The sequence below is a fragment of the Eisenbergiella tayi genome, from assembly GCF_001881565.1.
Classification (GTDB): domain Bacteria; phylum Bacillota; class Clostridia; order Lachnospirales; family Lachnospiraceae; genus Eisenbergiella; species Eisenbergiella tayi.
Map to the genome: position 1 here is coordinate 379,458 of NZ_MPDJ01000001.1, position 12,340 is coordinate 391,797.

Sequence of the window (12,340 nt, forward strand, 5' to 3'; positions counted from 1 at the left end):
GGCTTTTTTATCATTTTTCTCAAAAAAGATTATAAAGCTGTGTAAGCGGCAGCCTTTCCGCCGGCTTTGAAGTCAGAAGAACACCGTCCGCCCTCACCTCATAGGTTTCCGGATCCACAAGGATCTCCGGTGTTTTATCATTCAGAAGCATATCCTTTTTCCCTATTTTCCGGGTGTTGTGTACAGGCAGTACCTGTTTTTGCAGATGCAGGCGTTCACGGATGCCTCCCTCACAGGCCGCCTGGGACACAAAGGTGATGCAGGTATTGTATTTTGCCCTGCCGTGGGCGCCGAACATATGCTGATACATGACCGGCTGGGTGGTTGGTATGGAGGCATTGGCATCTCCCATTTTGGAAGCGATAATCATGCCTCCCTTTATGATGATATCAGGCCGGATTCCGAAAAATGCCGGATTCCAAAGTACCAGATCCGCCGTTTTCCCGATTTCCACACTTCCCACATAATCAGAAATTCCGTGAGTGATCGCCGGGTTAATCGTATACTTGGCAATATAACGCCGGATGCGGAAATTGTCACAGTATTCCCCGTCTCCCGGAAGCGCGCCTCTCTCTTCCTTCATTTTATGTGCGGTCTGCCATGTCCGGGTGATTACCTCCCCAATCCGTCCCATTGCCTGGGAATCCGAACTCATCATGCTGAATACCCCCATATCATGAAGCACATCCTCCGCAGCAATGGTTTCGGGCCTGATCCTGGAATCCGCAAACGCCACATCCTCCGGTATATTTTTATCCAGATGATGGCACACCATCAGCATATCCAGATGTTCATCCAGCGTGTTGACCGTAAAAGGCATGGTTGGATTTGTGGAGGAAGGAAGGATATTGGGAGCCGCCGCCGCCCTGATAATATCCGGCGCATGGCCGCCGCCGGCCCCTTCCGTGTGATACGTATGTATGACTCTGCCGCCGATGGCCGCCAATGTATCTTCCACGCAGCCGCCTTCATTCAATGTATCCGTGTGGATTGCCACCTGCACATCATAAGCATCCGCCACCCGCAGACAGTGATCGATGACCGCCGGAGTAGCTCCCCAGTCCTCATGGATTTTCAGTCCCATGGCTCCCGCCTTCACCTGCTCCTCCAGCGCCGCTTCATCGGAACAGTTCCCTTTTCCCAGGAAACCCAGATTCATGGGATATTCCTCCGCCGCCTCCAGCATCCGGGCCAGATTCCAGGGGCCGGGCGTACAGGTAGTGGCATTGGTTCCGTCAGCCGGTCCGGTTCCCCCTCCTATCATGGTAGTAACTCCTGAAAACAATGCGCAGTCGATCTGCTGTGGGCAGATAAAATGGATATGAGTATCGATCCCGCCTGCCGTCAGGATCATCCCTTCCCCTGCCAAAGCCTCTGTGGAGGCTCCAATGGTCATGCCCTTCGTCACGCCATCCATAATATCCGGATTTCCGGCCTTTCCGATACCTGCAATTTTTCCGTCCCGGATTCCGATATCCGCCTTGAATATCCCCGTATAGTCAATCACAAGCGCATTGGTGATAACCAGATCCAGATCGCCGTCTTCATGAGTGGTTCTTACCGACTGTCCCATGCCGTCCCGTATGGTCTTGCCGCCTCCGAACTTCACCTCTTCCCCATAGATGGTATAATCCCTTTCCACCTTTGCGAATAAATTGGTATCTGCCAGCCGGACACTGTCTCCCACCGTCGGCCCATACATCAAACCATACTGCTTTGCATCGATCCGATAACTCATAACACGCCTCCTTTTGGGGAAAGCATTCCTTTCTCCGCCGCTTTTTCCATAGCAGCCTCCCGGTTATCCGGCACCGCTTCCCCTCTGGTCAAATCATTACAGCCATAAACAATCTTCCTGCCGCCCAGCTCCACCAGCCGTACCTTCTTTTCCTCCCCCGGTTCAAAACGCACACTTGTCCCGGAGGGAATATCCAGCCGAAAACCGAAGGCCGACTCTCTGTCAAAGGTAAGCAGCCGGTTCACCTCGAAGAAATGATAGTGGGATCCAACCTGCACAGGCCTGTCTCCCACATTAGCCACCAGCAGCTCTCTGGTTTCCTTTCCTTCATTCAAAACAATCTCTCTGTCCGCAATAACCATAGCCCCTGGTTTCATTCTCCGCACCTTCCTTTCCCGCAGATAAAAGCCGGCCCCGGCTGAATGGGATTATGTACCGTCACCAGCTTGGTGCCGTCCGGGAAAGTAGCTTCCACCTGCACCTCGCTCACCATATCCGCCACACCTTCCATCACATCCTCTGTGGAAAGCATTTTTCTTCCCAGCTCCATCAGCTCCGCCACCGTCTTTCCATCTCTTGCATACTCCAGCAGACCGGAAGCAAGGAAGCTTACCGCCTCCACATAATTCAGCCGCAGCCCTCTCCGTCCCCGTTCTCCGGCAAGCTCTCCCGCCATATGAAGCATCAGCTTTTCCTGATCCTTAGGTGTAAAATGCATATCTGCTCCTTTCCCCACGCCGCATAATTTTCCGGCGTGTTCCTCATCAATATCCCTAAATAACAAAAAAGCAGGAGCCGATATATATCGACTCCTGCGTCCACGTCCTTATATTAAAACAATCATTCCCTTTCGTCAAGATCCAGAATACCGGCCTGATCCAAAAAATCCTGCAGCGATTCGCTTTTCGCCGCTGCCTTCAGCCATTGCTTCAAAACCGGAAGATTTGATTCCGAAAGGATTCTCTCCCGCAGTTCTTTGGGAATTTTCCCCAGATCCTCCAGAAGCTCAAGCACACTTTCGGCCTTACCGACTACTTCTCCGGCCGCTTTTCCAACTGCCTCTCCCTCTTCATATCCAGCCTCTCTTCCTACACTGAATTCGGCGGCACGGATTTTCTTCAGTTCCTCTTCTTCGTTATATTCAAAGATCGACACTGCTACCACCTCCGCTCTCTGTTTAGTCAAAAAATCCGCCAGGATATTCTTTTTAATACATTCCGTCACGGCCCTGTCCACCGCTTCCGCAATCTCCATAGTGGCCGCGTACTTCCGGATACATTCCACAAACTGGCAGTATTCCTTCAAAGTTTTACACCGCTGCATCAGTTTCCTGTTATTCCCCTGATTGATATTAAGCATCAGAACCTTTAATTCCAACTCCGGAGATGCCACCTTCTTTTCATACGCATCCGACAGCTTTAATACTCTGCGCTCCGGCTGTTTTTCCGTCCCGTTATAAAATACCACAAACCGCGGAACCGGAATTTTTACCAGCTTGCTGGAATAAAGCGTATCTTCTGCCATATACTTTTCCAGCTGCTTTGCAGCATACATAAGATCCCTGAGCGGCATATTAGGATTAAAGGTAGATTGATGCTCATACAGATTCATTTCCGAATCAAACAGGAAAGAAACATCATTTTTCATCCCCATATAAATCGCATTTTCCAGCGTACATACCTCCAGCTCCGCCGCATCCTCATAGTCCGTTCCGTTCAGGGCATTATACAGCTCCAGCAATTTTGTCCTGTCCTTATAAATCATACGGAATACCGTATCTTTGTGGTTCCTCACCACATGAAGCCCCTCTCCTGCCACAGAATAATTCTCTTCCATGGATTGTTTTTCTTCCATGGATTGTTTTTCTTCCATAAACTGCTCCTTTCTGCAATTATGCGCAGGAAACAGCCTTACAGAAAAAAATCATCCCTTCTCTTCCATCCGCCTGACCCCTGCCTGTTATTCATTGGATTAAGCATAGAGTCTCTGAATGGAAATAGAATTTAAGATGGCGAAACGCCCAGATTCACAGAATAATATGCTCAAACATATCTTAACACTTTACCGTCAAAATCTCAACCCCATTTATAACTAAACTTTTATTTCAAATTTTTGAATACTTCTGAATTTCATACAATATAACTGCCTGAAAGAAATCCCTTCCCCGCCTGTCTCTCAGCATTTTCTTTGCGGCCGGAGAACCTGCCTGCGCTGCCCCGGATTTCAGCCGGACAGACCGGACGCGTTCCCTCTGTACCACCGGCGGCATCTCAAGAAAAGGGAGCTGTTTCTTACTATTTTGTTCCTATGCTCCGCTGTCCGTCCTTAGCGGCGTTGTTTGACGACCAAAGGGAGGAGTTCAGCCGCGTTGACAGAGGAGAATAGGGACAAAATAGTTAGAAACAGCCCCTTTTCTTGTCTGCCGCCGGCGGTACAGAGGGAACGCGTCCGGTCTGTCCGGCTGAAATCCGGGGCAGCGCAGGCAGGTTCTCCGGCCGCAAAGAAAATGCTGAGAGACAGGCGGGGAAGGGATTTCTTGCCTCCTACAACGACATAGTGGCCTGCAGTTTTTCCTGGTCCAGTTCCTCCGGATCCCCATCCATAATAATCCGCCCATTCTCCATCACATAACAATAATCCGCAATCTCCATCACAAATTCCAGATACTGCTCCACAATCAGAACTGCCATACGGGATTTCAGTTCCGTGATGACCCGCCCGATTTCCTGGATAACAGATGGCTGGATTCCTTCCGTAGGTTCATCCAGAATCAGCAGAGCAGGCTCCGCCGCCACGGCCCGCGCTATCGCCAGCTGCTGCTGCTGGCCTCCGGATAAATCCCCGCCCTTTCTTTTACGGAATTCATTCAGTATCGGAAAGGTTTCATAAATAAAATCCGGTATACCGCCCTTTCCCTTTTTCGCCTCCAGGCCGAGAAGAATGTTTTCTTCCACAGTAAGCTGGGGAAAGATTTCCCGCCCCTGTGGGACATAGCCGATTCCCTTTTTGGCCCTTTCATAAACCGGAAGATCCTGAATCTCCTTATCATCCAGCAAAATCTTTCCCTGAGGTGTTTTTACAAGTCCCATGACCGACTTGAGCGTGGTCGTCTTTCCCGCACCGTTTCTTCCTACCAGGCAGGTCACACGGCCTTTGGGCGCTTCCAGGCTCACATGGCGCAGCACCATTCCTTCCCCGTAGGAAGCGTACACATCCTTCAGTTCAAACATTCTCTTTCCTCCCTTCAGCCGCGGCCCAGATAGACATCGATTACCTTCTGGTTTTTCTGGACGGTATCCATGGTTCCCTCGTCCAGAATCTCACCCTCATGAAATACCGTCACCGTATCGGATACCTCTTTGGCAAACTGCATATCATGCTCCACCACGATAATGGAGCATTCCTTTTTGATATTCTTTAACATTTCTGCGGTTTTTTCCGTTTCCCTGCGCCCCATGCCGGCCACCGGCTCATCCAGAAGCATCAGCTTCGGCCTGGATGCCAGAATCATACCGATCTCCAGCCACTGCTTTTCTCCATGAGAAAGGCTTCCGGGATAAGAAAATCGTTTATCACTCAAACCGATAAAATCCAGGCAGTAATTCATATATTCCCTGCTTTCTTTGGAAAGGCGGCGGAAGGTGGTGGAATAAAGAGAATGCCGTTTCGCCACGGCAAGCTCCATATTTTCTTCAATGGTAATCCCGGTAAATACACTGGGGGCCTGGAATTTTCTGCCGATTCCCAGATCGGAAATAGCATATTCCTTCATTCTGGAAACATCCCGTTCTCCCTTATCGCTGAAAAATAAAATCTTACCTTCCGACACATGGTTCTTTCCGCAGATAGCGTCCAGTATCGTTGTTTTGCCCGCTCCGTTCGGCCCGATAAAAAAACGGGCTTCGTTTTTTCCCACAGAGGTGGAAACATTTTTAATCGCCTTAAAATCCCCAAAACGGATACTCACATTCTCAATCTTCAATGCCGGTGCTTCCTGTCTTGCCGCTCCCATTTTTTCTGCCTCCTTTGCCTTTGCCAATCTGCCGTTCGTCAGGACAATGCCTGCTCCGCCGCTGTTTTTTTGTCTTCCCCGGTTTCGGTGTTTTTCTTCCCGGCTGACATCTTATGCCTGATTTTCCCCGGAATTTCCTTCAGGGAAACAAAACCGCCCGGCAGCCAGAGAATTACCACAACAAACAAGATTCCTATAAAATACGACCACAACTCAGGAAAATTTTCACTGGCCGCCGTTTTTAATCCGTTTACGGCAAGCGCGCCCAGAATAGGGCCTGCCAGGGTACCCTTCCCGCCGATGGCAACCCAGATAATCATCTCTACAGAAGGGACAATCCCCACCTCCGACGGAGAAATGATTCCCACCTGCGTCACATAAAGCGCTCCGCCCAGACCTGCAATAAAGGCTGACAGCGCGTATACAAAAACCTTATAAACGGCCGTATTATAACCCACAAAACCGGCCCGGCTCTCCCCGTCACGGATAGCCAGAAATACCTTCCCAATCCGCCTGTTCGTGAGAAAACGGCACAGGGCAAATACCAGGACCAGGCCTGCCAGGGTGGCATAAAACATCATTATTTTGGTCAGCGGCGCATTGAGGCTTTTGCCGAAAATAGTGCTGAAATTAGTCAGCCCGTTGGAGCCTCCCGTATATGCCTGGCTGCCCACAAGGAGCGTGCCGAAAATCATGGCTAATGCCTGGGAAAGGATAGAAAAATATACCCCTCTTATTTTATGGATAAACGTCAGATAACCGATAAGCACTGCCAGCGCCACCGGAACCAGCAGGGCCATGGCGACGGCAAACACCGGATTTTGAAAGGGCTTCCAGAATCCGGGCAGCTCCATCAGGCCGCTCCAGGACATAAAATCCGGCAGGGCGCCTCCGGAAGCTTCCAGCTTCAGATACATCGCCATACAGTAAGCCCCCAGGCCGAAATAAACGCCATGTCCCAGACTCAGGATTCCCGTATAGCCCCAAATCATATCCAGTCCCAGCGCCACAATGGCGAAGCACATATATTTACCGAAAAGGCTTACCCGGAACATCGGCATATAAAAGGGAAGGGTTGCAAGAAAGATAAACAGCAGTACGGCAAGCACCGTAGTTCCCTGTATGCCAGGCTTCCCTTTTCCCTCTGCTAAAGATTTCGTTTGTCGTTTCAAGTCTTTCACCGCCTTTCTACTCTTCCAGCGCTCTGCTGCTTATGGCAAAAATGCCCTTGGGCCTAAACTGCAGCAGGATAATGACGCACAGGAAAATAAGCACCTTTCCGATAGACGCATTGGTCAGGAATTCAAATGCTGTTCCCCCCACGCCGATAAAGCCTGCGCCGAAAACGGATCCGACAATGCTTCCTGCGCCGCCTACCACCACCGTCATAAAGGTATCCACGATGTAATTGGTGCCGAGGGTGGGGCCAATCGCTCCAATCCATGTCAGCGCACAGCCGGCAAGGCCTGCCAGGCCGGAGCCGATGGCAAAAGTCATGGAATCGATTCTTCTGGTATTAACCCCCAGGCTTGCGGCCATATCCCGGTTCTGCATAACTGCCCGGATATTCCTTCCCTGCCTTGTTTTATACATCAGCAGATAAACTCCGACGAGGCAGACAACGGCAATCACCAGAATGAACAGCCTCTTATAGGGCAGGGAAAGCATCCCTGTTATCCGCAGGCTTTTTTCCAGGAATGACGGCGCCTTCACCCCCACGTTGGGAGAGCCGAAAATGCTTCTGGCCGCCTGCTGCAGTATCAGGCTGATCCCCCAGGTAACAAGAAGGCTGTCTACCGTTCTTCCGTATAACCTGCATATAACCAGCCTTTCCAGCACATATCCCAGCACAGCCGCTGTCAGAAATGACAGTATAATCGCCGCCGGGCAGTACCAGTCCAGCATTCCGGCGGGCAGGGCAGCCTGAAACAGATTCTGCATCACATATGCCGTATAAGCCCCTGTCATGATAAACTCCCCATGAGCCATATTAATGACTCCCATCAGTCCGAAGGTAATTGCCAGGCCCAGCGCTGCCAGCAAGAGAATCGAACTGACACTGATACCGTTAAACAGCTGCATTAAAAAAACTTCCATAGCGCGTCTGCTCCTTTCTGTCTGCCCGAACGCACAAAGAGACCGCTGTATTCAGCGGCCTCTTTGCCATTGTTCCCCTATTGCGCGCCGCTGAGTCCGGCGGCCCATTCATATCCTTTCAGATAAGGATCCGGTTTTACCGGCTCCGGCGTACTCCATACCTCATCAATCAATCCGTCCGCGTTTACCATACCGATGCGTACCGGCTTGTAAATATGCTGGTTTTCTCCGTCAATGGTAATCTTTCCTTCCGGCGCATCCAGGGAAATCCCCGCCGCGGCCTCTTTCACCGCATCCACATCTGTGGTGCCCGCTTTTTCCACGGCAGCCGCCCAGAGATAAACCGCATTGTAACCGGCTTCTATCGGATCATCCGTCACTCTGTCCGCCCCGTATTCCGCTTTGTATGCTTCCACAAATTTCTTGTTTTCCGGCGTAGCTGTTGTCTGGTAATAATTCCATGCCACCAGATGCCCCTCCAGATAAGAGGCCCCGATTCCTTTTACCTCTTCTTCCGCAATGGAAACCGAACAGGTCTGAATCTGCTCCGGCGTCAATCCTGCATCCTTGAACTGCTTGAAGAAAGCCACATTGGAATCTCCGTTCAGCGTATTAAAGATGAAATCCGGATCCGCTTCCTTTATTTTACTGAGGATGGTTGTATAATCCGTATGCCCCATCGGCGTGTATTCCTCTCCCACGATCTCCATCCCCAGGGCCTCCGCCTGCTTCTTTACGATGGCGTTCGCCGTTCTGGGAAATACATAATCGGAGCCCAGCAGAAAAACCTTTTTCCCGTAATTTTCATTCATATATTCAATGGCAGGGACAATCTGCTGGTTCGGCGCCGCACCTATGTAAAAAATGTTGGGGGATGATTCCTGTCCTTCATACTGCACCGGATACCAGAGCAGCCCGTTGCTGCTTTCAAATGCCGGAAGCACCGCTTTTCTGCTGGCAGAAGTCCAGCAGCCGAATACCGTTGCCACCTTATCATTCAGAAGAAGCTTCTCCGCCTTCTCCTTAAAAACCGCATTATCCGAAGCGCCGTCCTCAATGACCGGGACAAGCTGCTTTCCAAGGACTCCTCCGTTTTCGTTAATTTCCTTAATCGCGAGAAGCTCCGCATCCCTTACGGAGGTTTCACTGATTGCCATAGTTCCGCTCAGGGAATGAAGTATTCCTACCTTGATGGAATCCTCGCCCGATACGGCTGCCGTTTCCTGTCCGTCTGCCGCCGAAGCAGAATCCGCTTCCGCCTGGCTTCCTGCAGTATCGGGCGCCGCCGCTCCTTCCGCCACCTCCGACATGGCGCCGCCGCATGCCGTAAGGGAAAGACACAGGGCCGCCGCCGTAATCCATGCTCCGAATGTTCCAATCGCTCTTCTTTTCATAATCTGTTCCTCCTCAAAGTAAATCATTTTACCCAACGCAAAAAAGTGCCCGCATTCCTTCCGGAATTACGACCACTTCGTCTTAGGGGACTACTTGTTGTTTAGGACCTGTAAACAGAATACCGGAATAAAAGAGAAAAAGAAACCTGACAAATACGGAAAAAACCATGACAGATCCGTTTTTTGTTTCTGTACCAGCCTTCCCCCACTGTCTTTCCTGTGGCTGTGCGCGGCCCCGGGCTGTCAGAATTTTTCTTCCGAAGTACTGTATTTACGAAAATAAGCGGGCGTACACCCGATACAGCTTTTAAAAAGTCTGGTAAAATAATCTGTAGTGCTGTATCCCAAAGCTTCCCCGATTTCATAAACCTTATCATTTGTGGTACGAAGAAGCTCCTTTGCCTTCTCCATTTTCAGAAGTGTGGTATACTCCGATATGGTCATTCCCGACCGGCCGCGGAACAGTTTGGCAATATAATCCTTGCTCAGTTCCAGTTTTTCCGCCAGAATATCCTGCAGGTGATCGGACACCAGGTATTCCTCTATCAGCCTGGCAATGCGGACCGCCATCAAATCAGGAGAACGCAGTCCATACTGCTTTATTTTCCACTGCAGCTCCTTAAAAATTTCTTCCGCCTCATCTGCAGGCCTTCCGCCGATTATGAAATCCTTTTTATCAATGACCTTCAGCCAAGGGGCCTGCTCACACATCTTCTGATAGACTTTTTCCAGCAGTCCCGCCACGTCCCGTCTCATCCGCTCCCCGTCCTGAGGATACCGCTCTTGCGCCTCCTGGAACAGACTGTCCGCCAGCTGTGCCGGATCCTCCCCTTCCAAAAGCGCATGCCAGTATCTTTCCGGCGCATCCTCCCTTTCCTGCCCCAGATAATCCTCCGCCAGCCTCAGCGCCTCCGCCACCTTTTCCTCACTGTACGGCTTCTCCAGATATTCCACCGCTCCCAGCCGTATCCCCTCCTTGGCATAGGTAAAATCCTGATATGTACTCGCGAGAATAACGATTGCCGGATATCCCTTTTCCCGGATACGGCGCAGCAGATCCAGCCCGTTCATGACAGGCATGCGGATATCGGTAATTATCAGATCAAAGTCTCCTGCGGACAGCTTTTCCAGCGCTTCTCTGCCGTTGTATGCAAAATCCGCCAGTTCAAACCCGGCCGTTTTCCATATCCGGTAACGCGCTACCAGAAAGCCAATCGCTTCATCATCATCTACAAACAGTACCCGATACATGGCATTCACCTTCCTTCTCCCACTGCTCCAGCCACTCTGCCACCGTTTTAAAATGATAGCAGTCCATCTCCCGTTCTATCCGTTCCGTTCTTTCCCTCCCCCAAATTCTTTGACACACAGCCTTATTTTCCCGGAAATACTGCTCCGCACCGAAATCCCCTCTCTCCAGAAGTTCCCTCCAGCTTCGGAAAAAATCTGACCAATCCTCTTCTTCCTCCGCCGCCTCCTGCTTTTCTCCGGCTGCCTCAGCCGCTTTTACCGGTATGGCAGCCGTAAAACAGCTCCCCTTTCCCGGCTCGCTCACCACCTCCAGCGTCCCCTTCAGCACTCCCACAAGCTGCCGGCACACCGCAAGCCCCAGGCCGCTTCCTCCGAAACGCCGGCTGACAGACGAATCCGCCTGTTCAAACACATCAAAAATCCGTTTCTTATCCTCCTCGCGGATACCGATTCCGCTGTCCCTTACCTTAATCAGAAGAAATTGTTCTCCCGCCCGTTCTTCCCATCCCAGGTTTACGGTTACTCTTCCTTTTTCCGTAAATTTCAAACCATTGGTAATGAGATTTCCCGCTATCTGCCTGATTTTCATCAAATCCCCCCGCAGGACATCCGGTACATCCGTACCCCTCCCGACGGAAAAATACAATCCCTTTTCTTCCGCCTGCCTGCTGAAGGAATTCCGCAGTTCTCTGATGAAATCCGTCACCTCAAAGGCCTCCTCCTGTATCTGGCTCTGTCCGGCCGCAAGGCGGGAAGCATCCAAAAGATGATTCACAAGCTGCAGGAGACGGAAGGACGCGTCCTTCATCGCATCCAGATATTCCCTCTGTTCCTTTCCCTGCACCGTCTGTTCCAACAGAGACTGATACCCCAGAATAGTCTGAAGCGGCGTGCGGATCTCATGGCTTACAACCCCCAGAAACACATCCTTTGTTTTCAGCGCCCCCTGCATGGAACAATACATGGCTTCGATTTCATTGCCCAGCCGGTATACCTCCCAGGTCCCTGCCGGCCTGAGCTCCTTCTCTCTTTTTTCCTTCAGGCACAGCTGATATTGAAGTACAGGGGAAATACAGAATCGGTAATATAAAAAAAGTATCAGCCCCGCCAGCAGAAACGCAGCCGCCTGCAGTGCCCATTGCCTCACCGTGGTCTGCAGCACGCCGTCCTCTACCTGTCCGAGCTCCTTATCCATTCTTTCCGAGAGCCGTTCCATAAACTGATCCGTATACTGCGTTATCACTTCCTTTTCCGCCCTGTAATTATCCCCGAATAAAATGGAGGCGGCTTCCAGCCTCTTTTCTCCGGGACTCATCTGCTTTTCCACAACATTAAGCACATAGCCGCTGACCTCCTCCGGCAGCTCCGAATCCGGAAAGCCATAAGCATCTGCGGCAAGCTTCATGGAACGTGTTTCCATATAGATCAGTAAATCCGAATTTTTCTTTGCCGTTTCCAGAAGCCGTGCCTCTTCCCCGGGCAGCTCCAGCGCCTGAAGGCTTTCAATGATCCGGTTCCGGCGCTGTCCCTGCCGCACCTCATTCCAATAGGCTTCCAGATACTCTTTATCTCCTGAAATGACAAACCTCCCGGCCGACTCCGACAGAAAGTCCACCGAATCCGATAAATCCTCACACAGCTGTCGGCACAATTCCCTTTTTTCCTGCGTTTGCTGCTGCAGCAGGAAGGCCTGCCGGATATCCCAGCTGCCCTTTCCCAAAAACAGCATGATCATACCTGCGGCAAAAAGCAGGATGCTGTTCATCATTTTCTGATTCGGTCTCCCTTTGCACAACATTGCGTCTCACCTCCGTCTGGTGTATAATTTACAATCATTGCAGAGCAAAA

At 51.0% G+C, this 12,340-nt stretch carries 11 protein-coding genes; all 11 read right to left on the minus strand.

All coding sequences use genetic code 11. The annotated features are described in order from the left end of the window. Window positions 1-19 precede the first annotated feature (19 nt). Window positions 20-1,738: an urease subunit beta gene (gene ureB, locus BLA28_RS01570; RefSeq protein WP_069155765.1), complete on the minus strand. Its 1,719-nt coding sequence runs from the start codon at window positions 1,736-1,738 to the stop codon at window positions 20-22. Then, complete coding sequence (gene ureB / locus BLA28_RS01575; protein ID WP_069155766.1) at window positions 1,735-2,115, minus strand: urease subunit beta; 381 nt, start codon at window positions 2,113-2,115, stop codon at window positions 1,735-1,737. Before ureB (BLA28_RS01575) ends, ureB (BLA28_RS01570) begins: the two co-directional genes overlap by 4 nt. Next, a complete protein-coding gene (ureA, locus tag BLA28_RS01580) occupies window positions 2,112-2,456 on the minus strand; it encodes an urease subunit gamma (RefSeq protein WP_009254506.1) in 345 nt (114 codons plus the stop codon). Before ureA ends, ureB (BLA28_RS01575) begins: the two co-directional genes overlap by 4 nt. A gap of 122 nt (window positions 2,457-2,578) precedes the next feature. Continuing rightward, the gene (locus tag BLA28_RS01585) at window positions 2,579-3,610 is read right to left on the minus strand and encodes an RpnC/YadD family protein (protein WP_069155767.1); all 1,032 of its coding nucleotides are present in this window, start codon (window positions 3,608-3,610) and stop codon (window positions 2,579-2,581) included. A 671-nt stretch (window positions 3,611-4,281) separates the two neighbouring features. Continuing rightward, window positions 4,282-4,968: an urea ABC transporter ATP-binding subunit UrtE gene (gene urtE / locus BLA28_RS01595; protein ID WP_069155769.1), complete on the minus strand. Its 687-nt coding sequence runs from the start codon at window positions 4,966-4,968 to the stop codon at window positions 4,282-4,284. A gap of 14 nt (window positions 4,969-4,982) precedes the next feature. Continuing rightward, window positions 4,983-5,750, minus strand: coding sequence for an urea ABC transporter ATP-binding protein UrtD (gene urtD, locus BLA28_RS01600; protein WP_009254509.1), 768 nt, complete (start codon window positions 5,748-5,750; stop codon window positions 4,983-4,985). Between the two features lie 38 nt (window positions 5,751-5,788). Beyond that, window positions 5,789-6,922, minus strand: coding sequence for an urea ABC transporter permease subunit UrtC (urtC, locus tag BLA28_RS01605; protein WP_069155770.1), 1,134 nt, complete (start codon window positions 6,920-6,922; stop codon window positions 5,789-5,791). Window positions 6,923-6,938: 16 nt separating this feature from the next. Next, window positions 6,939-7,847 carry an urea ABC transporter permease subunit UrtB gene (gene urtB, locus BLA28_RS01610; RefSeq protein ID WP_069155771.1) on the minus strand — a complete coding sequence of 303 codons (909 nt, stop codon included), beginning with the start codon at window positions 7,845-7,847 and terminating at the stop codon, window positions 6,939-6,941. A 77-nt stretch (window positions 7,848-7,924) separates the two neighbouring features. After that, window positions 7,925-9,241, minus strand: a complete 1,317-nt coding sequence (gene urtA, locus BLA28_RS01615; RefSeq protein WP_069156565.1) for an urea ABC transporter substrate-binding protein — start codon at window positions 9,239-9,241, stop codon at window positions 7,925-7,927. 243 nt (window positions 9,242-9,484) lie between these two features. Continuing rightward, window positions 9,485-10,492, minus strand: coding sequence for a response regulator transcription factor (locus BLA28_RS01620; RefSeq protein WP_069155772.1), 1,008 nt, complete (start codon window positions 10,490-10,492; stop codon window positions 9,485-9,487). Further along, the gene (locus tag BLA28_RS01625; RefSeq protein WP_169897193.1) at window positions 10,467-12,260 is read right to left on the minus strand and encodes a sensor histidine kinase; all 1,794 of its coding nucleotides are present in this window, start codon (window positions 12,258-12,260) and stop codon (window positions 10,467-10,469) included. The genes BLA28_RS01620 and BLA28_RS01625 overlap by 26 nt, the downstream gene beginning before the upstream one ends. Window positions 12,261-12,340 lie beyond the last annotated feature (80 nt).